The 26,078-nt window shown below is 58.3% G+C and carries 22 protein-coding genes and 1 tRNA gene; 6 read left to right on the forward strand and 17 right to left on the reverse strand.

What is annotated here, in order from left to right; genetic code table 11:
* The 9 genes from tatC to AC1DF8_RS26205 all read right to left on the reverse strand — a co-directional run.
* Positions 1-724, reverse strand: a 724-nt coding sequence (tatC, locus tag AC1DF8_RS26165) for a twin-arginine translocase subunit TatC (RefSeq protein WP_478155592.1), incomplete at its 3' end; no start/stop codon positions are given.
* Positions 721-1,362, reverse strand: coding sequence for a Sec-independent protein translocase protein TatB (gene tatB, locus AC1DF8_RS26170; protein WP_478155593.1), 642 nt, complete (start codon positions 1,360-1,362; stop codon positions 721-723). The genes tatB and tatC, both read right to left, overlap by 4 nt.
* A gap of 51 nt (positions 1,363-1,413) precedes the next feature.
* Complete coding sequence (locus AC1DF8_RS26175; protein ID WP_007813596.1) at positions 1,414-1,605, reverse strand: twin-arginine translocase TatA/TatE family subunit; 192 nt, start codon at positions 1,603-1,605, stop codon at positions 1,414-1,416.
* A gap of 183 nt (positions 1,606-1,788) precedes the next feature.
* Positions 1,789-2,511, reverse strand: coding sequence for an SMC-Scp complex subunit ScpB (scpB, locus tag AC1DF8_RS26180; protein ID WP_112545776.1), 723 nt, complete (start codon positions 2,509-2,511; stop codon positions 1,789-1,791).
* Entirely contained in the window at positions 2,508-3,368 is an 861-nt protein-coding gene (locus AC1DF8_RS26185) for a segregation and condensation protein A (protein WP_183887861.1), read from the reverse strand. The genes scpB and AC1DF8_RS26185 overlap by 4 nt, the downstream gene beginning before the upstream one ends.
* A gap of 25 nt (positions 3,369-3,393) precedes the next feature.
* Complete coding sequence (nagZ, locus tag AC1DF8_RS26190; RefSeq protein ID WP_478155594.1) at positions 3,394-4,407, reverse strand: beta-N-acetylhexosaminidase; 1,014 nt, start codon at positions 4,405-4,407, stop codon at positions 3,394-3,396.
* Between the two features lie 108 nt (positions 4,408-4,515).
* Complete coding sequence (locus AC1DF8_RS26195; protein WP_478155595.1) at positions 4,516-7,872, reverse strand: SPOR domain-containing protein; 3,357 nt, start codon at positions 7,870-7,872, stop codon at positions 4,516-4,518.
* 61 nt (positions 7,873-7,933) lie between these two features.
* Complete coding sequence (gene argS, locus AC1DF8_RS26200) at positions 7,934-9,691, reverse strand: arginine--tRNA ligase (protein WP_112968514.1); 1,758 nt, start codon at positions 9,689-9,691, stop codon at positions 7,934-7,936.
* A 62-nt stretch (positions 9,692-9,753) separates the two neighbouring features.
* Complete coding sequence (locus tag AC1DF8_RS26205; protein ID WP_478155596.1) at positions 9,754-10,971, reverse strand: deoxyguanosinetriphosphate triphosphohydrolase; 1,218 nt, start codon at positions 10,969-10,971, stop codon at positions 9,754-9,756.
* Positions 10,972-11,191: 220 nt separating this feature from the next.
* On the opposite strand from AC1DF8_RS26205, the gene erpA reads away from it, so the two are divergent.
* On the forward strand, positions 11,192-11,524 hold the full coding sequence (erpA, locus tag AC1DF8_RS26210; RefSeq protein WP_112968516.1) for an iron-sulfur cluster insertion protein ErpA: 333 nt from the start codon (positions 11,192-11,194) through the stop codon (positions 11,522-11,524).
* Between the two features lie 118 nt (positions 11,525-11,642).
* Complete coding sequence (xth, locus tag AC1DF8_RS26215) at positions 11,643-12,434, forward strand: exodeoxyribonuclease III (RefSeq protein WP_478155597.1); 792 nt, start codon at positions 11,643-11,645, stop codon at positions 12,432-12,434.
* 77 nt (positions 12,435-12,511) lie between these two features.
* Here xth and exoR read toward each other — a convergent pair whose 3' ends face one another.
* The 6 genes from exoR to AC1DF8_RS26245 form a co-directional block, all read right to left on the reverse strand.
* On the reverse strand, positions 12,512-13,315 hold the full coding sequence (gene exoR, locus AC1DF8_RS26220) for an exopolysaccharide production regulator ExoR (RefSeq protein WP_112545783.1): 804 nt from the start codon (positions 13,313-13,315) through the stop codon (positions 12,512-12,514).
* A gap of 22 nt (positions 13,316-13,337) precedes the next feature.
* Complete coding sequence (locus AC1DF8_RS26225) at positions 13,338-13,997, reverse strand: hypothetical protein (RefSeq protein WP_478155598.1); 660 nt, start codon at positions 13,995-13,997, stop codon at positions 13,338-13,340.
* Positions 13,998-14,029: 32 nt separating this feature from the next.
* Positions 14,030-15,310 (reverse strand): OmpP1/FadL family transporter, encoded by a 1,281-nt coding sequence (locus AC1DF8_RS26230; RefSeq protein WP_112545785.1) that lies wholly within the window; start codon positions 15,308-15,310, stop codon positions 14,030-14,032.
* A 390-nt stretch (positions 15,311-15,700) separates the two neighbouring features.
* Positions 15,701-18,544, reverse strand: coding sequence for a valine--tRNA ligase (locus AC1DF8_RS26235; protein WP_478155599.1), 2,844 nt, complete (start codon positions 18,542-18,544; stop codon positions 15,701-15,703).
* A 119-nt stretch (positions 18,545-18,663) separates the two neighbouring features.
* Positions 18,664-19,551 (reverse strand): PopZ family protein, encoded by an 888-nt coding sequence (locus AC1DF8_RS26240; RefSeq protein ID WP_478155600.1) that lies wholly within the window; start codon positions 19,549-19,551, stop codon positions 18,664-18,666.
* Positions 19,552-19,783: 232 nt separating this feature from the next.
* Complete coding sequence (locus AC1DF8_RS26245) at positions 19,784-20,449, reverse strand: protein-L-isoaspartate O-methyltransferase family protein (RefSeq protein ID WP_183845886.1); 666 nt, start codon at positions 20,447-20,449, stop codon at positions 19,784-19,786.
* A gap of 469 nt (positions 20,450-20,918) precedes the next feature.
* Between AC1DF8_RS26245 and AC1DF8_RS26250 the strand changes: the two genes are divergently transcribed.
* Positions 20,919-21,209 carry a hypothetical protein gene (locus AC1DF8_RS26250; protein ID WP_112545157.1) on the forward strand — a complete coding sequence of 97 codons (291 nt, stop codon included), beginning with the start codon at positions 20,919-20,921 and terminating at the stop codon, positions 21,207-21,209.
* 69 nt (positions 21,210-21,278) lie between these two features.
* Here the strand turns inward: AC1DF8_RS26250 and AC1DF8_RS26255 are convergent.
* A tRNA-Cys gene (locus AC1DF8_RS26255) sits at positions 21,279-21,352 on the reverse strand.
* 499 nt (positions 21,353-21,851) lie between these two features.
* Here AC1DF8_RS26255 and AC1DF8_RS26260 point away from each other — a divergent pair.
* From AC1DF8_RS26260 to AC1DF8_RS26270, 3 genes are all read left to right on the forward strand, one after another.
* Positions 21,852-24,167: a P-loop ATPase, Sll1717 family gene (locus AC1DF8_RS26260; protein WP_478155601.1), complete on the forward strand. Its 2,316-nt coding sequence runs from the start codon at positions 21,852-21,854 to the stop codon at positions 24,165-24,167.
* Positions 24,168-24,938: 771 nt separating this feature from the next.
* Complete coding sequence (locus AC1DF8_RS26265; protein ID WP_478155602.1) at positions 24,939-25,217, forward strand: hypothetical protein; 279 nt, start codon at positions 24,939-24,941, stop codon at positions 25,215-25,217.
* Between the two features lie 17 nt (positions 25,218-25,234).
* The gene (locus AC1DF8_RS26270) at positions 25,235-25,456 is read left to right on the forward strand and encodes a hypothetical protein (RefSeq protein ID WP_478155603.1); all 222 of its coding nucleotides are present in this window, start codon (positions 25,235-25,237) and stop codon (positions 25,454-25,456) included.
* Positions 25,457-25,559: 103 nt separating this feature from the next.
* Here AC1DF8_RS26270 and AC1DF8_RS26275 read toward each other — a convergent pair whose 3' ends face one another.
* Entirely contained in the window at positions 25,560-25,967 is a 408-nt protein-coding gene (locus AC1DF8_RS26275; protein WP_478155604.1) for a DUF1515 domain-containing protein, read from the reverse strand.
* Between the last annotated feature and the right edge of the window lie 111 nt (positions 25,968-26,078).

Consider the following 26,078-nt stretch of genomic DNA (forward strand, 5'->3'; position numbering starts at 1 on the left):
CGTAGAGAAGGATCGTCGGTAGCGCAAGACCGATCTGGGACATGGGATCGGGCGGTGTGAGCACCGCGGCGACCACGAAGGCAAGCACGATCGCGAACTTGCGCTTTTCGGAGAGCCATTGCGACGTCAGAAGGCCGACACGGGCCAGAAGCGTCGTGATCACCGGTAGCTGAAAGACGAGGCCGAAGGAGAAGACCAGCGTCATGATCAGGCTCAGATATTCCGAGACCTTCGGGAGCAGCGAAATTGCCACCTCGTCATGACCAGGCGCCTGCTGCATCGACAGGAAGAACCACATGACCATCGGCGTGAAGAAGAAATAGACCAGCGCCCCGCCCATCAGGAACAGGATCGGCGATGCGATCAGGAACGGCAAAAAGGCCTGGCGTTCGTTCTTGTAGAGGCCGGGAGCGACGAACTTGTAGATCTGTGCAGCGATGATCGGGAAGGCGATCACCAGACCGCCGAACATCGCGACCTTGACCTGGGTGAAGAAGAACTCCTGCGGCGCCGTATAGATCAGTTGCGCTTTCTCGACATCGAGATGAGCCCAGCTGACAGCGAGCTTGTAGGGATAGACGAGGTAATTGAAGATGTGCTTGGCGAAGATGAAGCACACGATGAAGGCGATGAAGAACGCAGCGATCGACCAGATCAGCCGCGTGCGCAGCTCCATCAGGTGCTCGATCAACGGCTGCGGCTTGTCTTGTATATCACCGCTCATGCCTCATCCTTCTTATTTTTGGCGGCAGGCTTTGCGACGGCGGCCGGCTTCCTTGTCGCGGCAGCACGCTTCGACTTCTCGACCGGTGCGGCGACCAACGCAACCGCGTCAGCCTTGTCTGCAGCCTTCACACGCGGCTTGCGGACGGCCTTCGGCTTTTCAGCCACGGCGACCGGAGCAACGGTGGCGGCAGCGGCCGGCTGCGGCGCAGGAACGACCGGCGGCGTTTCCGGCAGGCTCATTGACGGCGCCGGCGCGGAAACTTCCGCAGGCGGCGCTTCCGTCGCAGCCCCGGTACCCTGCTCCAGCGGGCGCTGTTCTGCCGGATTGTCGACCTTCGTCGAATTCTGCAGGTCGGCCTTGATCTCGTTACCCATCTGGCGCAGCGGGTTCATCGCCTCGCGCAGGCTGTTGACCGGGTTGAGCTTCTGGGCGTCGCTGATCGTGTTACGCACATCGTCAAGCTCGGCTTCGCGCAGTGCTTCGTCAAACTGGGCACGAAACTCACCCGCGACCTTGCGGGCACGTGCTGTCATCTTGCCGAAAGCGCGCAGCATCGGCGGCAGATCCTTGGGACCGACAACCACGATCAGAACGACCGCGATAACCAAGAGTTCGGTCCAGCCAATATCGAACATGCAAGGCTCCTGAACGGGCGGCGCGGGGGCAGCGCCCTTTCCCGTACGTGATTACTTCGTTTCGTCGGCCTTGTGATCGACGGTCTTTGCTGCTTCCGGCGCGTCTTCGTCCGTCATGCCCTTCTTGAAGCTCTTGATGCCCTTGGCAACGTCGCCCATCAGTTCCGGGATCTTGCCGCGACCGAACAACAAAAGCACAATGGCCAGAACGATAAGCCAGTGCCACATGCTAAAAGAACCCATTACGCATACTCCCTGTTTCGATGTTCCCTCGATGTAAGAATTTCCGATCCGGTTTCCAACATCAATCCTTCTGGATTGAGCTTAATGTCACGGTATCGGCCTTTGTGACAAGCCATTCGTCCATCGAAAAATCGTGATTGACATTGTTTTGCGCGGCCGTGGCAAAAGCAAGACCACCCGTCATCATTCCTCGGAGGCGCCACCCGGGGCGAGCAGTCCAAGCTCTTCAAGGTCCAGTTGTGTAATTGGATCCTCATCCTCGGCCAGTTCGTCGTTCATGAGGGGCGACGGAATGTTGAAATTGGCCGGGATTCGGCCGGACAGCAGGCCGGCGCCCTTCAGTTCCTCAAGTCCCGGCAAGTCGCGCAATTCCTCAAGGCCGAAATGATCGAGGAAATCACGCGTCGTGCCGAGCGTCACCGGCCGGCCCGGCGTGCGACGGCGGCCGCGGAACCGTACCCAGCCCGCCTCCATCAGCACATCGAGCGTGCCGCGCGAGGTTTGCACACCTCTGATATCTTCGATCTCGGCACGCGTCACCGGCTGGTGATAGGCAATGATCGCCAGCACCTCGAGGGCTGCGCGGGAGAGTTTGCGGACCTCATTCTCATCGCGACGGATGAAAAAGGATAGATCGGCGGCGGTGCGGAAGGCCCAGGCATCATCGACCTGCACGAGATTGACGCCACGCGGCGCATAGTGGTCCTTCAGGCGCAGCATGATCTCGCGCGCATTGAAGCCCTTCGGCAGACGCTCGGTGATAAAGCCTTCGGATACCGGCTGGGCGGAGGCGAAGACCAGCGCTTCGGCTATACGCTCCGCTTCGATCTCGGCCTGCAGATTGCGGGAAGCGTCTTCGCCCTCCCCATCTTCACCTTCAAAGTCATCGTCCTGCGCGCCGATCAATCCGACTGCTCCTGTTCGACCACCTGAAGGGTGGCATGTTTCGGGCCGCGGCGCATATAGAGCGGCTGGAAGGCGCCATCCTGGCGGATCTCCAGCTTGCCCTCGCGCACCAGTTCCAGCGAGGCGGCAAAGGCGCTGGCAACGGCCGTGACGCGCTCGGCGGGGCTTGCGAGGTACCGCAGCAGATATTGCTCTAGCGCCGTCCAGTCGACGATATCGCCGATCATCTGGGTCAGCAGTTCGCGGGCGTCGGTGAGTGACCAGACGTTGCGCCGCTCGATCGTCACCTGCGTGATCGCATGGCGCTGTCGCAGCGCTGCGTAAGCGCTCAGGAGATCGTAGAGATTGGCCTCATAGGCCGATTGCTGGCGATGCGGGATATGTTCGGGCGCGCCGCGGGCGAAAATGTCTCGGCCGAGCCGGTTGCGATTGACGAGGCCGTCGGCCACCTGGCGCATCGCCTCCAGCCGCTTCAGGCGAAAAGCAAGCGTTGCGGCCATTTCCTCACCAGAGGGACCATCGTCCTTGACCTGCTGCGGGATCAGCAATCGCGATTTCAGATAGGCAAGCCAGGCGGCCATGACGAGATAATCGGCGGCAAGCTCGATGCGGATCCGCCGCGCGCTTTCGACGAACTGAAGATATTGCTCGGCAAGGGCCAGAACCGAAATGCGCGACAGGTCGACCTTCTGGTTGCGGGCAAGATAGAGCAAGAGGTCGAGCGGGCCTTCGAAGCCGGCGACATCGATCACCAATGCCGGCTCGTGGGTGGCGCGTTCCGAACCGTTCTCCTGCCACAGCTTGTCCATCGGCGTTGACGCCGCCTGGGACCGCTCCGTGCCCTTGATCGTGTTCACCCTACCCTGCCTTTCCCGCCTCTTCTCAAGCCGTCGCAAACATGGCGTCGAATTCCGCCCTTATCGTCGTCTCGTCTGCAGCATCGGCGGTCGGGAAGCCATCCTCGACCAGCCGTGCCCGCTCGCGCGCAAGACCTGCCAGCGGCGGAACATTTGCCACGACCTGAAGCATCTCGTCCATATGGCCGTTGCAATGCAGCACGATATCGCAACCGCCCGCAATGATATTCGCCGCGCGCTCGCCGATCGTGCCGGAAAGCGCGTTCATCGAGCTATCGTCCGACAGGAGCAGTCCCTTGAAGCCGATCTCGGTTCGGATGACCTCGTCGATCACCTTGCGGGATGTGGTTGCCGGATTGTCCGGATCGATCGCCGTGAAAACGAGATGGCAGGTCATGGCCATCAACTCATCCTTCATGGCGATGAAGGGCGGGAAGTCGTGAACTTGCAGTTCTTCGCGCGATACGGTGACGACCGGCAGTTCCAGATGCGAATCTGCAAAGCCGCGCCCGTGGCCTGGCATGTGCTTCATGACCGGCAGCAAACCACCGGCTTTCAGCCCCTCGGAAGCAGCCCGGCCCATCTCCGTAACGGTAACAGGATCGCCGCCATAGGCCCTGTTGCCGATAACATTGCTGCTGCCTTCGACGGGCACGTCGAGCACCGGCAGGCAATCGACATTGATCCCGAATTTCTGGAGATCAAAAGCATGCAGACGCGACATAAGCCAGGCGGCGCGCAGACCAAGCGCACGGTCGCGGCGATAGAGATCGCCAAGCGCCTGCCCCGGCGGATAGTGCTGCAGGATCGGCGGGCGGATGCGCTGGACGCGACCGCCTTCCTGATCAATGAGCACGGGCGCATGCCAGCCGACGCAATCGCGCAGCTCGGCAACGAGATCGCTGATCTGCCGGGCTTCGGAAATGTTTCGTCCGAAAAGGATGAAGCCCCACGGGCGCTCTGCCCTATAGAAGGCCTTCTCTTCGTCGGTCAGCTTGAGGCCGCTGCAGCCAAGGATCATTGCTTTTGATTCGGTCATACCCGAATCATAAGGGTCGCCCGGCGAATTGCGAGCGAGGTCAAGCGCGATCCCACAAAAAAGAACGGCGGGACAAGCCCGCCGTTGCGATAGAGGAAGCCGGAAAGCCTACTTGGAGATCAGGCAGCTTCCGCCGGCTGAGCGATACTGCTCGCAAAGAGCAGCTGCCTCGTCCTTCGAACCGGCCGGGATGCGGACGCGGTAGAACGTGCCCTTGCCGGCGATATCCGCCTTGCGGATTTCGTAAGCGCGGCCACCAAGCACGCCTGCGAACTTCTTCGACAGGCTGGCATAGGACTTCTTTGCCTCATCTTCTGACGGCAGCGATGCGATCTGGATGCCGTAGCCGCCGCTTGCAGCGGCCGGAGCCTGCTGTGCCGGCTGGGCAGCGGACGCTGCCGGTGCAGAAGCGACCTGCGTCGGTTTCTGCTGGGCCGTCGGGCGGACATTGCCGTTTTCGGTTACCGTGCCGACCACATTGACCGGCTGTTCGGCCGGGCGTGCCGTCGGGACAGGCGCCGTATCGGTCGTCGCAGCGGAGGCTGCATCGGTGATCGGTGTGGTCTTGACTGCACGAACCGGCGGGTCGACCTGATTTGCGTTTGCGGCGTTCACCTCAGCCATCTTGGCGGTGGTCTGGGCCGGCTGGGCTGCTGGCGCTGCTCCGACAGGCGGAATGGCGGCGGATGCAACCTGATTGCCGTTCTGATTGCCGGCGCTGGCCGGGAAGCTTGCAGCAGACGGCGTCGCGGCCGGCTGGGCTGCAGGCGTTGCCGATGCGACTTCCTTTGCCGACGCGGATTGCTCGGCAGGTGCCGGCTCTTCGCGGGCAACGAGCGTGCCGTCCGGCTTGACGATCATCGTGCGGACCTTGCGTGGCGAAACGGATGGCGTCCCATTGTCATCGGCAGAGGAGGCATCCGCAGACGCGTTGTGGTCCGGCAGCAGGCGCGGATCCTGCGTCTCGCCGACGGCAGTCGGCAGGACCGAATCGCCCGTACCCTCGTCGTCATCGGGCGAAACTTCAGGCGTCAGCGTGCGCTGGACGACATCGACTGGCTGTTCGTCGGAGGAGACCAGAGCCTTCTGTTTCGGCTCTTCGGCAGCACCTGCAACACGGTCATAGACCGCCTTGTCCTGATTCGGCACGGTCTTGCCGCCCGGATTTTCCGGAACGACCTTCACAGGCTCCTTGTCAGCAGCGATGACCCGCGGCTCGCCGGAGCTGACGATGCTAAGGCCAGAGCCATTGGACACCCAGCTGTAGATGCCGTAAGCGCCGCCAGCAAAAACGACCAGCATGGCCGCTGCGGCCAGAAGGCGGCGCATGGAGCGGGCGCGATTGAAATCCGCCGCCTGGCTTGCGGATTGGATATGGACTTCGGAAACGCTCTCGCGGCGCTCGACGGGCTCACGCACGCTGCGGCGGAAATCCTCTTCCAGCGCGCGTTCGAAGTCATCAAGACCGTCGGCGAACACAGTGCTTGCCGGCTTGGCTGCAGCGGCTGCCGTCGCGGCAGCGGCCGGAGGCGCCCAGGCGGGCGCAGCCTGCGGCTTCTCCTGCCGCTTGGCGGGCTCGAAGAAGCTTGCAATCTCGGCATCGAGATCGAAATCGAAGTCGGCGGTTTTGGCAACCGGTTCCGGATGCTCGACCGGCGGCAGCGTCGGAACATGCATGTCCTCGACCGTCTCGGGACGATCCTCCGGGTCGGAGATCATCGAGGGATCGAAAGGCAGATCGTCGGTGGGTTCGCTTGCGGGCACCGGCCTGCTGTAGCTCACCGGAGCTGGCTGCGGCTCAGGCACGAAAACCGGTGCGGGTTGCGGCTGAGGACGCGGCGCAGGCTGTGCCGCGACCACCGGAACTGCACGTACCGGCTCGGGCTTCGGCTGCGGAGCCTGTGGCTCGGAGAAATCAAGATCGGCGAGCTCAAGCTCTATGCCGGCAAGATCCAGTTCGAAATCATGGCCGTCAAAAGGATCTTCGGCGTCCAGTTCCGGCTGGCGTGCAACGACCGGCGCGGGTGCGATAGGCGTCGAAATCGGCTCCACCGGCTCCCGAACGACCGGTTTCGGTGCTTCGGGCTGACGAAGAACAGGCGTCGCACGGCTCATCGGCACGGGCGCGATCACTGTCGGTTGCGCAGGTGCACGAGCAACGGGCGCTTCAAAGACGGGGGCTTGGAAGACAGGTGCTTCGAAGACAGGAGCGTCAAACGTGGGAGCCTGGAAAACAGGCGCGGCAGGAGCCGGGACCGGCGACAGCTCGGTAACGGGTTCAGGTGCCGCGGCAACAGGCTCTGATGCGACGGAGCCAGCAGCGCGCTGCGGCACCGGATAACGGGAGACATCCGCCAGGAGATCGTCGAGATCGAAGGCATCCGAATCGAAACTTTCCGGCAGCGCTTCCGTCAGCGCCGCGTCGGGATGAACATCGCCTTCGGCCGTAGCGGCGATCAGGTCAAAACCGGCATTGTCAGGCTCGGCCGGCTCTTCGAAGGCAGCAGCCTCTTCGAACCTTGCGACAGGCTCTTCAGGAAGGGCAACTTCTTCGTGGCGGTCAATCTCGGCCGGGAAACCGAAGGAGGCAGCAACCGGCTCGAAATCTGCCGCTTCAACCATGGCGACCGGCAGAGGCTCGTCAGCCACTTGAGGCGCAACCACTTCGGCTTCGACAAGCACTTCCGGCTCAGCAACAAATTCCGGCTCGGCAGTGAAGGCTTCGACGGGAGCGTGAGCCGGCTCAAGAACAGATGAATCGACGACTGGCGCCTCGACGGCCGGCTCGGAAAGAACCGGCTCTTCGCGACGTGGGGCGTGAAAATTGGCGAGCGGCAGACGGATGCTGGCGGCCGACCATTGCGGCGCCTTGGCCGGCGGTTGAACGACCGGAGCCGCAGGAAGAGCGTTACCGATCGAAAGCTCGAGTTCTTCGATCAGATCGCGGGCGCCACCATAGGCCGTAAAGGTGACCGGCGGCTCTGGGGGAACGGCGACAGGCTTCGAAGGCGTGGGAGCCCAGTCGGTGGCGACGGGCGCTTCCCATTCGGCGGCAACCGGCTCAGGCGCCTCCACTTCGGGGGCCACAGCAACGCTCTCTGGAAATTCAGGCTCAACGGCAGGCGTCTCGAAACCGGACATAACCGAGGGGGCGAGCTCTTCGCCAATCGAAGGCACATCTTCCTGGACCGGCTCGACATAATCGTAAGTCTCAGCTGCCTGAGCGATCGGCTCCGTCGGATGATCGAGATCGGCCAAAGGACGTGGCGCATCATAGCGCTCGAACTCACGGAGAAGCTCGTCCTCGAGATTGAGAGCCGGCTCCTGCCGTGTGGGTTCGCTTACGGTATTGGCCGCGACACGAGGTTCAAAGCCAACAATACGAGCGAGTTCTGCCAACGGATCGTCGTCGGCAAACATATCGTCTTTACCACGCGTGTCATACGCAAGTCGTTTATCAGCCATGCCCATCCCACTCAAAAACGCAAACACTCAAATGCCAGCGCATTGTGGGGAAATGGTGACGTTATCGCATTTCGTCCGGTGCGGCAGTGCCTGTAATGGCAAGTCCCGACTTCAAAACCGACGCGACGGCGTACACCAGCCCAAGTCTGGCAATACTTGATTCTCGGTTCTTATCGTTAACAAATCGTAATTCCGTCTGATCTTTACCTTTGTTCCAGTGGGCGTGGAAGGCGCTGGCAAGATCATAGAGGTAAAAAGCGATGCGATGCGGCTCCTGAGACTGGGCTGCACTTTCGACGATACGCGGGAATTCTGCAGCCTTGGCAATCAGCTGCAATTCGGTGGAATCCGTAATGCCTGCAACGGATTGCGCCAAAAGCTCGGGTGTCGGGGCGAGATCAGGGAAGGCTTCCCTCGCCTGCCGGAAGACGGACATGCAGCGGGCATGCGCATACTGCACGTAAAAAACCGGATTATCTTTGGATTGCTCCGTTACTTTGGCAAAATCGAAGTCCAACGGCTCCGAATTCTTGCGGTAAAGCATCATGAAGCGAACCGAATCACGTCCGACTTCTTCAACGACATCGCGCAATGTGACAAAATCGCCCGAACGCTTCGACATCTTAACCGGCTCACCATCGCGGTAGAGCTTGACGAGCTGGCAGAGCAGCACCGTCAGCTTCGCCTTACCGTCGGAGACGCCACGCGCAACCGCCTCGAGGCGCTTGACGTAGCCGCCATGGTCGGCGCCGAGCACATAGATCATCTCATCGAAGCCGCGGTCGAACTTGTTCTTGAAGTAGGCGACGTCGGCAGCGAAATAGGTATAGGAGCCGTCCGACTTGATCAGAGCACGATCGATATCGTCGCCGACTTCGGTCGAGCGGAAAAGCGTCTGCTCGCGGTCTTCCCAATCTTCGGGAAGCTGGCCCTTCGGCGGCGGCAGCGTGCCCTTGTAGACATAGCCCTTGAAGGTCAGGTCGTTGATGGCGGTGCGGATTGCTGCCGCGCCATTGGCATGCAGCGTGCGCTCCGAGAAGAAGATGTCATGATGGACGTTGAGTGCTGCCAGATCCTCGCGGATCATCACCATCATCATCTCGATGGCGCGATCCTTGACGATCGGCATCCATTGCTCTTCCGGCATGTTGTGCAAGCGCACGCCGTATTCGGCGGCGAGCGATTCTCCGACCGGGACCAGATAGTCACCGGGATAAAGGCCGGACGGGATCTCGCCGATCTTCTCGCCAAGCGCCTCGCGGTAGCGCAGGAAAACAGACCGAGCCAGCACATCGATCTGCGAGCCGGCGTCGTTGATGTAATATTCCTTGACGACGTCATAGCCGGCAAAGGCAAGCAGATTTGCGAGCGCATCACCGACGACGGCGCCACGGCAATGGCCGACATGCATCGGGCCGGTCGGGTTGGCCGAGACATATTCGACGTTGACCTTCTTGCCCTGCCCCAGTCCGGAGCGGCCGTAGCCTGTGCCCGACTGGATCATCGAGGCAAGCAGGCGCTGCCAGTAGCCGACGGACAGCCTGATATTGATGAAGCCCGGACCGGCGACCGAAACCTCGGCGACGTCGGTGTCTTCCTGCAGCTTGGCGATGATGATTTCGGCAAGCGCACGCGGATTGGTGCCGAGCGGCTTGGCGAGCACCATGGCGGCATTGGTCGCGACATCGCCGTGGGTCGCATCACGCGGCGGCTCCACGGCAATGCGACCGAAATCGAGCTCGGATCGCTTTTCCTTGACCAGATCGAGCTGTTCAAGAGCGTTTTTAATCCTGGCTTCAAAATCGGTAAAAAGGTTCATCGCACTCTTCCATGCACAGGCTGTGCCAACAGGTTTGCCGGCGGCTGCCGGGCGCCCGCTGCCTATCGCAAATCCGGAGTGTGGTCAAACAATCGCCTGTGGGCACTGATGGCATAGGTATCCGTCATGCCGGCCAGATAGTCCCCGACATGGCGGGCTTTCGGCGCGTCGGAAAGACCGGCGATATGGTCGACCCAATAATGGCTCTGCATCTCCTTGGGATTGGCCATATAGGCACCGAAGAGATCCTTGACGATCTGAGCGGCACCGGCACGGATGCGCATGATATCGGCGTTCCGGTAGATGCGCTTGAAGAGCATCGCCTTGATCTGCCTGTCGGTCTCGGCCATCTTATCTGAAAAAGTTGCCATGACGTGATCCGCATTGCGGATGTCGTCGGCGCTTAGCGGGTTTAGCTCTGTCAGGCGCTTCTGCGCTACGCCGATAACATCCTCCACCATGCGCGTGATCTGACGGCGCATGATTTCATGCGTGAAGCGGCTCGGCTCCAGATGTGGGTAGCGCTCCCTCACCTCGGCCATCAGCCCGGCAAGGAACGGGATTTCCTCCAGCATCTCGAAATTGAGATAGCCCGAGCGGAGCCCGTCATCGATATCATGCGTATTGTAGGCAATATCGTCGGCGATCGCTGCCACCTGGGCTTCAAGGCTCGCGTAGGTCGCCAATTCCAGGTCGTGCAGTTCGCAATAGTCGAGTATCGGCTGCGGCACCGGCCCTCGCGTGCCGACACCATCGGCCGTCAGCAGCGGACCGTTGTGCTTGACGAGACCCTCCAGGCTTTCCCATGTCAGGTTGATGCCGTCGAAATCGGCATAGCGTCGCTCGAGTTTCGTCACGATGCGCAAAGACTGGGCATTGTGATCGAAGCCGCCATAGGGCAGCAATTCCTCGTGCAGCGCATCTTCTCCGGTATGACCAAAGGGCGTGTGTCCGAAGTCATGGACGAGCGCCACGCCCTCTGCGAGATCCTCGTCGACCTTGAGAGCGCGGGCAAGCGCCCGGGCGATCTGAGCCACCTCGATCGTATGCGTGAGGCGTGTTCGGTAGTGATCGCCATCCTGGGCGATGAAGACCTGCGTCTTGTGCTTCAGGCGGCGGAAGGCCGTCGTATGGACGATGCGATCGCGGTCACGCTGGAAATCGGACCGTGTCGGGCTGCCGCTCTCCGGATAGAGGCGCCCGCGCGAATTCCATGGATCTGCCGCATAGACCGCCCGTTCGCCATAACCGAAACCCAATGCATGCCTGTCGAAGCTCATTCTTCACCGTCACTAACGCGTTGCGACCTTGCCCATTGACGCCGCTTTCCGCTCTTCATACCTATAGCTTACAGAAACGGCAAAGAGGCGCTTTGTCGACCGCTTCGCCAGATCCTGTCCTTTATGGAAGGATCATGATAAGTTTCTTTGATATCATGCGTTTGAATATCAAACGTCCAAATTAGATTCTCTCCGGATCTTGACCCCGGCAGGAGGAAAAATGACTGAAGCGAATGTAACCCTTTCCGATGCCGCGGCAAAGCGTATTGCCGCTATCGTCGGCAGCGATCCCGGCAAGAGCGCGTTGCGCGTCTCCGTCGAAGGGGGCGGCTGTTCCGGCTTTTCCTACAAATTCGATCTCGTGGACGGCGCGGCTGATGACGACATCGTCGTCGAGAAGAATGATGCCAAGGTATTGATCGACAGTCTCTCGCTGGTCTACATGGCCGGCTCCGAGATCGATTTCGTCGACAACCTGCTCGGCCAGTCCTTCCAGATCAAGAACCCTAACGCGGTGGCAAGCTGCGGCTGCGGCACCAGCTTCGCAATCTGATCCAAAACCGACTTTCCACGAATAACCGGCCGAAGATTTTCTTCCGGCCGGTTTCCTGTCTTGTCCGCCAACGTGGGAGCGCGATAAAAGAGCCGAAGCAAGTTAGCAGGATAAAGCCATGAAGATAGCGACCTGGAACATCAACGGCGTCAAGGCGCGTATCGACAACCTGACGCAATGGCTGAAGGATTCCAGTCCAGACATCGTCTGCCTGCAGGAAATCAAAACAATCGACGAAGGCTTCCCGCGGCTCGAAATCGAAGCGCTCGGCTACCATGTGGAAACGCATGGGCAGAAGGGCTTCAACGGCGTTGCCATTCTATCCAAGAGCACGCCTTCCGAAGTCAATCGCGGCCTGCCGGGCGATCCGCTCGATGAGCAAGCACGATTCCTCGAAGCGGTCTTCTCGCTTCCCGGCAACAAGGTGGCACGCGTCTGCTGCCTGTACCTGCCCAATGGCAATCCGCCGGAAACCGAAAAATATCCCTATAAACTCGCCTGGATGGAACGCCTGCAGAAGTTCGCGGCCGAGCGTCTGGAGTATGAGGAAATTTTCATTCTGGCCGGTGATTACAACGTCATTCCCGAACCGCACGATTGCTTCGACCCGAAGGTCTGGGAAAGCGACGCACTCTTCCTGCCGCAGACGCGCCAAGCCTTCCGCCGGCTGGAAAATCTCGGTCTCGTCGATGCCGTACGTTCGGCAACCGACGCGACGACGCTCTACTCCTTCTGGGATTACCAGGCCGGCGCCTGGCCCAAGAACAACGGCATTCGCATCGACCATCTCATGCTGTCACCGGAAGCTGCCGACTGCATGGTGTCAGCGGCGATCAAAAAGCATGTGCGCGCCTGGGAGAAGCCGTCCGACCACGTGCCCGTGGTGGCTTACTTCGATTTCGCTGCCTGAGATCTAAGGCATTTCCATTTTACGCGATTCCGGAACGCAAAACCGCTACGCACTTTTGCTGGAATTGCTCGAACAACTCAGTCGTCCGAGCCTGTCGCAATCGAGTGCGACAGGGAGACTGCCGTGCGCCGATCCGCTTCGCTGGCAACCGAGAAGGCATCTTCCTGGAGCGACTGCATCCAGCTGCAATCCTTCGGCTTGCAGCGATCGAGAGCCGCAGTCATCAGTGCGAGACCGCGGGCGGACTGGCCTTCATCGAAGAGGATATTGCCGAACACTGCCATGGCGCCGGGATGGCCGCTCTTGCGGGCCTGATTGAGCCATTTCTTGGCCTGATTGATATTGGCGCTGCCGCCCTCGCCTGCAAGCATCATCTGCGCAAGCTGGAACTGCGCCTCGGGAACACCGAAGGTGGAGGCGACCTGGAAATAGAGCTGGCGTGCCTGGTTGAGATCGATCTTCACCGGGCTGCCGGCAATGCCGTGCTTGTAATAGTTGGCGAGCGACAGCAGCGCATTGATGAAGAAGCCGGTATCCTCCGAGCCGGGCTCCACGCCCTGCTGCGCAATCTCGCTGTAGATCTTGAAGGCTTCGAAATCATCCTGCGCCACGCCGTCGCCGTCAGCATACATGTTGGCGAGTGCCCAGCGCGAACCGGTGTGGCCTTTTTCGGCGGCGTATTTATAGGCTTCTACCGCCTCTTCCTTCTGACCGTTCTTGTATGCCTTAAAACCGAATTTGAAGAGATCGAAGGGTCCCGATTCTTTCGTGACGCCCGTTTTGATGTCGAATGCCAGGACCGGACAGGCCAAAGCCAGGGAAACGGCCATCGACATGCTGAGCAGCATGAATTTGAACAATCTGAACTCGGACGTTACCATCTTTACCGGTTTCTTTCGTTCATCACAGACGCCTGGCGGCGGCTTTTTTTGCCGTTCTGCCCGCGTGGATGCATTCCTTCCAGGCGAGCGATCCCGCGGCGGGCTCCAAGGCCCCTTTACCCGCGTCGCTTCCAGCCCCATGCCCCTCTTTCAAAACCAGCACATCCTTGCGAACCACCCGGCTCCCGGCACGGCCCGCATATGATGCCTCAGGTACTCCCTTTGCGGTCCAGGTTTCCGCCCGTCCGCCTTTATCGTCTTCGTAAAGAGCAAATGTGACCAAACCGGTATCGCTACCGTGCCTGAAGGACGAAGCGTCATGCCGGGGGACTGAAAATGAACGAAGCGAGCAAATCTGCAACACTACCGAAAGGGCGGATTTCTGGCCGGAAATGCCTTTGACGAAAAGCAAAGCGGCCGTTGCCGCTGGCTTCTCGCCCCTGCTGTCGCGATGTCTGGCGTTGCCGGAAAAAATTCGACCCATGCTACTGCTTACGCACACCCTACGCTTGTCATCTCCTCGCCCGCTAATAGCGCTGCGCCCTCTTTGTGGCGGGAAATGGACAAATTCGCCCTGCCGACACCATACGCGAACCATCGTAAAAAAGTGTTGCTGAATCGTCACAAAACGAGACGAGAAGATGGGATGATTAATGGCGGCAAACAAAGAAAAACCCGGCATTGCCGGGCTCTTCAATTCTTCAAATCAGGGAATTAAAACTTGACCTTTAGGCTGGTCGACAATGCGGCAACAAGGTCGTTGCCAAAGGAATAGGAGACATCATCTCCAAAGGTGACGCCGTTCTGGGTGACCACGCCTGACGAACCGCTCGTCAGGAGGCCAACGGCACCGGCGACGCGCCACTCGATATGCTCGGTTGGCGTGAAGGCTGCGCCGACACCCAGCGTCCAGCTATCGGTCTGTGCCCCGTAGCCTTGGCTGGTGCCGCGGTCCCATGTCAGGCTGACTGCGCCCGCCCACTGATCGTTGAACTTGTGGCCGACACCGCCGGTAATCGTCCAGCCGTCACGATAGAGAAGATCGAGCGACGTGAGTTCCGTCCCGCCGCCCGAAGTGCAAGCGACCAGGCCCTTCGTCGATGTCGGGCAAAAAGGCACGGACTGCAGAACACTCCAGTTCGTCCACTTGACCGAACCGAAAGCGAGCCAATCCGGAGCAATGCCGCTCTGCAACTTCAGTTCCAGCGAATCCGGCGCTTCGGCGGAACCGAAAACGGGCGTTATCCTTCCATAGGGAGCAGCGCTCAGCTGTCCAACGGGTGCAGTAACCTGGGTAAGGTCCACCGTGCCGGTGAGGTTGTCGTACTTTACGCGGCTATTATAAACGAGGCTCGCTCGCATCGCATATTCCGGAATCTCGTAGGCAAGACCAGCGCGCCAGCCCCAGCCATTGTCTTCGAGATCGAGACGACCGACGCCGTCACCCGTACCGACCAGAAGCGGAACCGTCGAAACCAGCCGTTCCTTGAAGCCCTCGACTTCCTGGTAGAAGGCACCGCCGATGATACGAAGCTGTCCCGGACCGACATCGAAACGATAGGAGCAAGTACCGCCATAATTGCGGGTTTTGATCTCCGTCTCGATATTGTTGTTGGCACCAGCCCAATTCAGACCGGGATTGGTGTGCCCGCCAAACGGCTCGGAATAATCGACGAGGCAGTCGACCACGTCGCCGAAGCCGCCCTTGAACCCAAAATAAGGGATGGCGTAATTCGCGGTATCGTCAGCGGTGCTCGGACGGTTGTTCAGATTGCCGCCGCCTGGAGACGCAGAAGTATCTGTGTCGCGAACATTCTTCAGCTTACGTTGGGGGGTAACATAGGTGATGCCAGACTGGAACGAGAAGGGTGACGTATCGAACAGCTGATCGATATTGTAGCCACCGCGCTCCAGGCCGCCCGCGAAGGACGGCGAAGCCAGTGCCGAAAATGCAATGAGCGATGTTACGCCCCTGGAAAACATACGCGCTGCCATTGTGTCTCCCCCACTCAAGCAATTGATGTAGCTACACTGTGCTAGTGAACTTAATAAATCGCAACGAAGCGCGCCGCTGCGACGCGAAGTTGCGTTATGGCTAATTTACGTAACTAATTGACGGGCACGTCAAAAAATCAGATAGATAAAATTCTATTCTTCTATCTATTGGCTTTAAGGGACCCGTTAGATTTTTATTCCACAAAAGGCGCTATCTGTATCAAAGCGACAACAGTGGCAGTTTTCGCACGCAGCATCGCCCAAACGGGTGATATCCACAGGCGGAAACCGAAAAAGAACGTGATTTCCGTCGAATCGTCATACTTTTTAATGCAAAAGGCGCGCTCCGATGGAACGCGCCTCCAGAAAAAATATACTCGTTAAGCGCGATTATCCCGCTTCGCTAACTCGCGCTAGAGCAGTCCTCAAACTCGCGATCTGGCTTGTCAGCTCCTCATGACGCTCACGCTCGGCTTCCACCACTTCCGGGTTGGCATTGGCCACGAACTTCTCATTCGACAGCTTGCCGTCGATGCGCGCAACTTCGCCTTCGGCCTTGGCAATCGCCTTTTCGAGGCGGCTCTTTTCCGCCGTGAGATCGATCAGCTTGCCAAGCGGCAGGCAGACAGTCGCTTCCGCGACGACGATCTGAGCGGCACCTTTCGGGGCAGATTCGGCAAGCGAGATCGCCTCGACACGCGCCAGGCGCTTGATGGCCGCGTCGTGACGGAACAGCCGTTCACGCGTCAGGCTGTTGGCACCGACGACGACGAGCGGCGCGGTGGCCGACGGCGGCACGTTCATTTCCGAGCGGACCGAGCGGATGCCCGAAACAAGGTCGATCAGCCAATTGATCTCATCGGCGGCAGCATTGTCGGTGTAAGACGGCGACGGCCATTCGGCGTGGCAGAGCAATCCGTCACGTTCCTGGCCCTCACCCGCCGTATGCGCCCACAACTCTTCGGTCATGAAGGGCATGAAGGGATGCAACAGCTTGTAGATCTCTTCCAGAACATAGGCGCTGCAAGCCTGGGCTTCAGCCTTCGCGGCCGCGTCCTCTCCGCCGAAGACCGGCTTCAGAAGTTCGAGATACCAGTCGCAGAACTGATTCCAGACAAAACGGTAGAGCGCGCCGGCGGCATCGTTGAAACGGTAGGCTTCAAGCGCTTCCGTTACGTCACGTTCCGCACGGGCAAGCTCGGTCAGGATCCAGCGATTGATGGTGAGTTCGGCTGCTTCCGGCACGAAATGCGGATCGCTCTTGGCACCGTTCATTTCGGCAAAGCGCGTGGCGTTCCAGAGCTTGGTGCCGAAATTGCGGTAACCGGCGATGCGCGCCGGGTCGAGCTTCACGTCGCGGCCCTGGGCCGCCATGATCGCCAGCGTGAAACGCAGCGCATCCGCACCATATTCGTCGATCAGTTCGAGCGGGTCGATGACGTTGCCCTTGGACTTCGACATCTTCTGCCCGTTCTTGTCGCGCACGAGAGCGTGAATATAGACGGTATGGAACGGCTCGACGGGGTTATCGTCCTCGTCCTTCATGAAATGCAGGCCCATCTGCATCATGCGAACAACCCAGAACGGGATGATGTCGAAACCGGTAACCAGAACGCTCGTCGGGTAATATCGCTCCAGTTCGGGCGTCTTGTCCGGCCAGCCAAGCGTCGAGAACGGCCAGAGTGCCGAGGAGAACCAGGTGTCGAGCACGTCTTCGTCACGCGTCAGAATCTCACCCGGCCGGAAATTCTCGAGCAGGTCCTCGACATAGGCCTTCATCGGCCCTTCATGCGACAAATAGTGCTGGATGGCGGCCTGCAGCGCCTCTTCTTCGGTCTTTTCGACGAAAACCTGACCATCAGGACCGTACCAGGCCGGAATCTGGTGGCCCCACCAGAGCTGACGGGAGATGCACCACGGCTGGATATTCTCCATCCATTGGAAATAGGTGTTTTCCCAGTTCTTGGGAACGAACTTTGTCCGGCCTTCGCGAACGGAAGCAATGGCGGGCTTGGCAAGGGTCTTGTTGTCGACCCACCATTGCTCGGTCAGACGCGGCTCGATCGGCACGCCACCGCGATCGCCATGCGGAACCATATGCTTGTGCGGCTCGATCTTGTCGAGCAGGCCTGCTTCCTCGAAAATCTCGACAATGATCTTTCGTGCGACGAAGCGATCCTGGCCTTCCAGCCGGTCCCACGCGCCATGCAAGGCGGCCGGATGATCGAGACCTTCCAGAAAGTCCTCGTTTTCCTTGATGGTCACCGAAGCATCGACGTTGAGGACATTGATGGCGCGCAAGCCAGCACGCCTGCCGACATCAAAGTCGTTGAAATCATGCGCGGGTGTGATCTTGACCGCGCCCGTGCCGGCTGTCGGATCGGCATAGTCGTCGGCAACAATCGGAATCCTGCGGCCAACGATCGGGAGGATGACGTGTTTGCCGACTATCGACTTGTAGCGCTCGTCCTTGGGATTGACCGCAACGCCGGTATCGCCAAGCATCGTCTCCGGCCGCGTCGTCGCAACGACGAGGTAGTCACGCGTTTCGAACTCGGTAGGCTTGCCCTCCTCGTCGAAAGCGATCGGGTACTGATAGGTGACGCCCTCTTCCAGCGGATAGCGCAGATGCCAGAGATTGCCTTTGAGCTCGATCTGCTCGACTTCCATGTCGGAGATCGCGGTCAGCAACTTCGGATCCCAGTTGACGAGGCGCTTGTCCTTGTAAATCAGGCCTTCCTTGTAGAGCGTGACGAAGACTTCGAGGACAGCCTGGGACAGGCCCTCGTCCATCGTGAAGCGCTCACGCGACCAGTCGCACGAAGCGCCGAGACGCTTCAACTGATTGAAAATCAGGCCGCCCGATTCAGCCTTCCATTCCCAAACCTTTTCGATGAAGGCATCGCGGCCCATGTCGCGGCGGCCGGGAAGCTGCTGTTCCATCAGTTTGCGCTCGACAACCATCTGCGTGGCGATGCCGGCATGGTCCATGCCCGGCTGCCAGAGAACATCCTTGCCGCGCATGCGCTCGAACCGCACCAGGACGTCCTGCAGCGTATTGTTGAGCGCGTGGCCCATGTGCAGCGAGCCTGTGACATTCGGCGGCGGGATGACAATGGTGAAGCTTTCCGCATTCGGCTTTGCGTTCACACCGGCGCGGAAGGCATCCGCCTCATCCCATTTCGCGGCGATTTTCGGTTCGACGGCAGCGGAATCGTAGGTCTTTTCGAGCATTTTCTGACCAATTCGAGGTTCGAGGATGGGCGTTTTGTAAATAGGATGGCTACGGCCAAGTCAATAAAAAAGCCGCCCCGGAGACCGGAGCGGCTCTTGTCTGGAAAAAGCGTTTCCGGTCAGCGGCGCGGGCCGCGCGCCACGCGTTCGATTTCTTCGCGGACGAGACGTTCGACCAGCGTCGGCAGATTGTCATCAAGCCATTCGCGCAGCATCGGCCGCAGCATGTCTTCGGCAATCTCATCCAGCGAGCGGCGCTCGGCTGCACCATCGATGGCAGCGGCAAGCTCTTCGAAGGAACGGGCAACCTGCAGGCCGGTGTTCTGCGACAGAAGTGACGGCTGTACTTCTTCCGTAACGCTGGCAGGCGCGACGTCGGCAGGCTGGTATGCCACCGGCTCGATACGCTGCTCGACCGCGGGAAGCGCAGGCGCCTCCTCGACGAGCGCAGGCCGCAGAACCTCGGGCAGACGCTGCTCGGCAAAAACGGGCGCCGGCTCTGGTGCATACTGGGCAGCAGGAGCAATCGGGGCAACGAGGGGCGCCGGCTCGGCCGGGCGGGGAGCGGCTGCTGCGCGCGGCGCTTCATAAGCCGACTGCGGTTCGAATTGCGGCTGCGGATCACGGAATACCTGGGGCACGTCACGAAGAGCCTGTCCGGCCTGGACGGCGCTGCGCTCGGAAGCGGCACGGACGCGGGCTGCAACATCGGCAAGGGACATGGCACGGGCCGGCACTTCCGGCTCGGGCGCCGTGCCGGCAGAATTTGCTGCGATGAAACGCGGATCGGAACGCAGCGCAGGCGGCTCGGGGAATTCGACGCCGGCATAGGTTTCGTCGACCGTCAGATGGATTTCGGAGTCGTTTTCCTCTTCTGCGCCGTATACGGGAGGAAGAGAGGTTGAAATCGCCTTTCCGGCGCCCGGTTCATTGCTTTCGATAATCTGACGAATGGAGGCCAGGATCTCTTCCATGGACGGTTCACGCACTACACCTGGCTGAGCCATATCTATCCCCGTTATCCCTTAAACAACGACCGGATGGCGTGGAGCATACATCCGAATCACCATGACCTTAGAATACCCCAAAGGGGAAAAAAATCATCGCGAATCAAACAAATGCAGCCATGCACAGTTTTGTTACCCGAGTGTAAGCGAAGTCTGTGAGGGCTTTTAAGACAGCCGAAACGAAAACGGGCGCCGATGGCGCCCGCTCCATAAAAACCGCGCCAGAAACGCCTTAGAATACGAATTCCCGAGCCTTGGTGAAACCGGGCAGCGGCTTGACCGAAGCATTGAAGAAGACGTTTTCGGAAACAGCACCACGCTCGCTGACAAAGACCTTCGCACGGGCCGCATTGCCGTAACCCTGCACGACAACGAGACGGCCGCCATCCTGCAGCTGGCCGAGAAGTGCGGCAGGAACTTCTTCTACGGAACCGTTGATGAAGATCAGATCGTAGAGAGCGCCGGCAGCATTGCCCTTTTCAAGCGCGCCAGTCACCACCTGCACATTTGCATAACCGGCGAGATTTGCCTTGGCTTCAGCAGCAAGGGTCTCGTCCGATTCGAGCGCCACGACGGAGCCTGCGATCAGCGACAGCAGTGCGGAAGTGTAGCCGGTGCCCGCGCCGACTTCCAGAACGGCATCATCCTTGGTGACGGCGGCGAGCTGCAGCAATTTGGCGAGTGGCGACGCCTCCATGAGGAAGCGGCCCGGATTGCCCGCAGCTGCCGGAGCAATTTCGATGTCGTTATCGATATAGGCCAGCACCTTCGCCTTTTCCGGCACGAATGCTTCGCGCGGGACGGTGAGGAAGGCCGTCAGCACCGAATGCGAGGTAACGTCCGTGGTGCGGACCTGGTTGTCGACCATCTTTACGCGTGCTGCTTCGAAATCCATCATATCCTCTCGCCGATGAAATCGGTTCTGTCCTCCGTCTCTTAATCTCCGGCACGAATGCTTTCAAGGCTTGCCGGAGGCCCGTTTGAAGAATCCCGCGGGCCCTTCCCCGCATGCAACAGGTGAAAGACGAAAGCTGCAACTTCCGCGTGGAGTAAATTACGAATTCATGATATTGTTCTAACCGGAGGAAAATGAGGAGGAGCAGGCCATGTCTGCCATTCTGGAATATTTCACGCTGTTCGACTTTTTCATCGTCGCAGCGCTCGTCGGCATATTCTGCTGCGGGATGCTTGACCACGAGACGAACTGACAGATCGCCCTGCCGGCGAAAATCTTCCAACTGCCCGCTGCTGCACCGGAAGAATGGATTTCCGTGTCCATTCGGATCAAGCCGGCACAGTTGATTGCGCAATTAACTCTATATCAACCATATTGTTGCGCAGGTCATAGCTTTCGCTAGGTTGGCGGCATGCAAACATTCGCCATTCAATCATCGGATATCGAGACACTCCACTACAATCCGGAGGCTCGACTGCTGCTCGTGAAATTCAAAAGCGGCGCGATCTGCAATTTCACGCGTATTTCGGCGCAGGGGCTGCGGCGACTGCTCGGCCCCGATGTACAGATAGAGAACGACACTGCAGCAGACGATGCCAGCTATCTGGCTGGCCTGCGCAGCGGTGGGTTGCGGGCGCTTTACTGCCTCACCGGGATCACGCCAGCCCAATTCGATTTCGCAAAGGTTCCCGGCATCTGGTGACGCGAGACTGCTGAATTGGTGCCGCGCCTCATTTCCGAGGCGGATCGATTTCTATGTCGGTGGAATTTTTGGAGGCCTCGCCCGGAATTGAACCGGGGTACAAGGATTTGCAGTCCTCTGCGTCACCACTCCGCCACGAGGCCTCACCTCTGACCGATATGTCTAAATATCGTGTGGTGGCGCGGATTTAGAATGATCCTAACCGAAGCGCAAGAGGCTTCATTCTGAATTAGGTCCTTTTTTCATTCTGAATATCTGTTTCTAGAACGTTCCCCCTACATGGTTGTCAAAGGGCGGCAGCGAATGGCGATCAAGATAACCCGCTCTCGGGAAACCGGAAAAGCTCCTTTCACCTTTTGGATGGCAAAACAGCCATCCCGGACGACTGATCCGACGTATTCGACCTGGTCGCGGACGAGGTCGGAAGTTCAATCCCACACGTAGCGCCCCTTGCCGACGCCAGATGCACGTGTTTTACGGAATATTGGCGAGCGACGCGCTTCCTTTTTGATAGTCGCCTCTCGGGATTTACCTTGAGGAAGAGTGGTGCAGCAGTTGGCGGTCTCAACTTGCTTTACGTATTAGAAGCCGATACCAAATAGCCCCTGGTTGCAATCGCCCGAACCGCTAAAGTGAATTCTAATGCGTTATAGGAATGCTTTCTTCGCATACGCCGGCGCGCCTGCTGAGCTAAAATCAACCATCGACAACGCTTGCGCCAAAGCGAAAGCCAAGACTCTTGATGTAACAATAACGCCTTGGCCGCAGATGGACATTTTCGGCGCGGGCATCGGGGATGAAGTTCGGGCAAACATCGACTCGGCCGATTTGCTGATCGCGGACGTAACGGTCCCGAATTTCAACGTCTACTACGAAATTGGCTTTGCTATCGGAAGAGGAAAGCCAATTGCACCTGTTGTGAACGTTGCCTTCGCAGACGCTGCCAGGAATTTACAATCCGACGGCTTTTTCGACACCATCGGGTACACCGGATATGAAAACGCCGATGAGCTTGCGAATAGTTTCAAATCGCTGCCAACCGCAAGCCTTAACGAACTTTACGCAAAACCCCTCAATGTCACTCAGCCACTTTATCTTCTTGACGCGGCCCGAAAGACCGATTTTCGAAACGCTGTAGTCTCTGCGGTTAAAGAATCGAGGGTCTTTTTCAGAAGCTTCGATCCGATGGAAACGTATCGCTTTGCAACGATCAACGCCATCAATGAGATTTCGAGCTCTGCTGGTGTTGTCATCCCTTTGTTGGCAAGCACCATTGATGATGCGCCCCGCCACAATCTACGAGCTGCTCTGCTCGCGGGCCTGAGCCATGGAATGCAGAAGCGGACCATGTTGCTTCAATTTGGCGGGTCGTCGAATCCAGTGCCTGCCGATTACCGCGATCTCGTTCAGACCTTTACAAATGAGCAGCAACTGTTCGATGACGTGAGAGCATTTTGCTCAGAAGCGTTTCTCGCCACTCAACAGCCACAAGCGAGGAAAAGGAAGGGACGAACTAAGCTTCAAGAGCTCTCTCTGGGTGCATCCGCCGCAGAGAACGAGTTTAGGACGCTGGAGAACTACTTTGTAGAGACTTCAGAATATGTGAGGACTCTCCGAGGCGAAGTTACAGTCGTGTCCGGGCGAAAAGGGTCAGGGAAAACGGCGATCTTCTTCATGGTGCGCGACGCGATTAGGACGCGCAGGAATACTCAGGTCACCGATCTAAAGCCAGAGTCCCACCAACTCAGCCTCTTTCGCCAAGAGCTCTTGAAGCTGGTCGATCTAGGTGTTTTCGACCATACCTTGGCCGCGTTTTGGTATTTCGTCTTTTTGTCGGAAATGCTCTTCACCATCAAACGGTCCTTGAAAGGAAAGTCCGCTCACGAAATGAAAGCACTTCAGGCGTTGACGGAAATCGATGCCGCTCTTCAGGAGTTTGGGATTGAAGACAGTGGCGACTTTACGACACGCATCAATCGTCTCAGTAAATACGTTACAGAAGAGATTCATGTGGCGCGTAGCAGAGGCGGTTCACTGCAGGCCGACAAGCTGACTAACATAGTTTTTCGCGGCGGAATAAATCGTATCAAGCAACTCATAATACAGCACTCCGATCCGAAGACTAATCTCCTTCTTCTATTTGACAACATTGATAAAGGTTGGCCCACCAAGGGAGTTGAAGAATTCGACGTCCGCATGATCCGTTTGATGGTGGAAAGCCTCGACAAAATACGTCGAGATCTCGACGTAGCAGATAGAACATTTGCCAGCGTCGTTTTTTTGAGAAACGACATTTATGAATTGCTCGTTGAGCAAACACCCGATCGCGGGAAAGCCGGCCAGATTAGGATGGACTGGAATGACCCCGCGAAGCTGAGGATGGTAATATATCGACGCCTACAAGCCTCCACCGGAAAGGAAACAGCAACGTTTTCCGAACTATGGCTAGACCACTTCGTGGCGAAAGCCGGGGGAATCGATTCTTTTGACTATTGTGTAGAGCACAGCTTGATGAGGCCGCGATTTTTGATCACGATCGTGGAGAACGCCATCTCGAATGCTATAAACAGAGGAAATGTTAAGGTTCAAGAAGCCGACCTAATCGATGCCATTCGTCAGCATTCAAACTATCTCATCTCGGAATTTGGCTTCGAAATCCGAGACGCCTCTGGCTTATCGTCTGATATCCTTTACTCCCTCATCGGCTTGAACAAAAATGTTAGAAAAGATGAGGTCTTAGAACGTTTCAAAGCCGCCGATATTGCAGAGGACATTTTGGACGATGCGTTCAATCTGATGTTGTGGTACGGCGTCCTAGGTGTTGTCAGACAGGACGGCAAAGATCGATTTATCTACGATTTTGACTACAGCATTAAGCGTCTGCTCGCGGAGACAAAATTAGGAGGCGATGGACAACTTTACGTCATCAATTCCGCCCTTAGTGCTGCGTTGATCTAAAAAATAAAGGCCGCGCGAGCGGCCTTTTTCTTTTGATCCACTTTGTCGAAGTGAGACGCGGTTACATGGCTGCCCCCATCGTTGACACCGACCGCGCTTCAAAACACTGTAGATCGCGCGACTGACTATTTTTGTAGTTACACAGCCTTAGCTTGTCAATAAGCCCGTTTGGGCTAGGTAAGTTTCGCGCAATGTCCATCAGTGCGGCTAACGAGCGGAGGCCCTTCCATGATCAAAAGCCCTAACTACCGAAAATGATGGCACCGCTTTGGCTTTGGATGCTTGGTCATGGGATGCTTGAAATGCTCTCTATTGCGAAGTACCGACAGAGGGCGATATCAATCCACCGCGTCACATTTTTGGGATCGCGGTGGGAACAACCGCTGAGTTCCTAAGTATGACCATCGGGATCGTGCAGCGGGTGTTTCTCCACTTTGTCACCTGCCTTCAACCTGTGCGATCCCACCGAGCCTCCCAACAGATCTTTTGCAAGCATCGGGAACAAAGGCCCAGGTGCGCAGTAAGGGCGGTCGGGATCGTGCGGTGGTGTCCGCCCCTCTGGCACCCGTTTATCTATCAGCCTGCGCGATCCCACCGGATGCAGCTTGAACTAGCCCGCCTCGGCGGGCTCTTTTTGTTTCGTTGACCCGCCGGAACAAAACCCGGTTTTCTAAGTATATGCTTCGGGACCGCGCGGGGGCTGGCTCGCCAACCCTTCCCCTCAAAGAACCGTGCGGTCCCACCATTGGTGCCTCTAAGCCTCAAGCCCAAATGCTTGACACCGCATCGGACTCCTCCATCTTCGGGCTGATGACCGAAATCCCGCCACCCACCGTGGACGAGAACGACTCCGACCGCTTCATCAGCTGTCAGGACGCTTTGCACGCCGAGTTTCAGGATCTCGTTAAGCGTGCCGTGGTGGCGGGCTGGAAAGCGGAAGAGGTGCTCGTCGCTATGATCGAGCTCGCAGACAATCAGGCGCTGATGATGGAAGCCAATGCCGAAGTGGAAGCGGCTTTGAAAGTTTTGAAGCGGAAGGGCTTCCTATAATTTTGTCGCGAGGAAATATGGAACGGCACGAGGAGGTCAGCGCCGCCGTCGTCAACGTCATCAGAGAGCTTGGGAAGCAGGTGGGTGAGGAGTTCAGCATGTACGCGATCGGGGTGCCGCTAGTAGCCAAGGGCTTCAACCAGGATGAGCTGGCGAGTGCTATTGAGCAGTTAGCGCGCGATAAAGTCGTTGAGATCGTTCCCGGCAGCAATGGTCTGCGTCTAGTGCAGCCGCTTTAAATAGCGGAGGGAGAATGTTTCGTCGGTATGAGAAGCCCTTTTGGATCATCGTAACCCTGCTGGTGGCGTGGGGATTATGGGGCCTCGCGAGGTTCTTTGCGGGCTAATTGATCTTCAGCCAGTGCCTGATGGCAGCAACCGCACCGTCTCCGATGTAGGCGACGATCCCGCCAATCGTCAGGCCAGCGAACGCTATCAGCCCCGAGATGCCAACGCCGAGCGTCTTCATTCGCTTCCACTCATCGAGAGCGGGCTGGACGGAAGCATAATTACGATCCACCGTTTCCTTCAGGGCTTTGATCTCCTCGCGGATTTGGGCATCAACACCGCCGCTGATTGCGACTGTGGTATCGAGATGACCGATCTGTTTAGCCTGGCTGTCTAATCGAGCATGAATGACGGCTCGGCTCTCATGAGCGTTGTGCTTCTCCTCCTGAAAATCCTCTCTGATACGCTTCACGCCCTCTTCGACGCGACCGAGGGCGCGAAGAATATCATCGTTCGAAGTCATTAGCCGTTAGTCCTTCCAATGCCAATGCTATGCTCAGGCGAAAAGCCGCCCAAATGAACGAGCGATCGGGTTTCCGGTACACGGACTCAAGCATCGCCCCCGCCAACGTCA

The organism is Rhizobium sp. 05N49 (genome assembly GCF_056396805.1).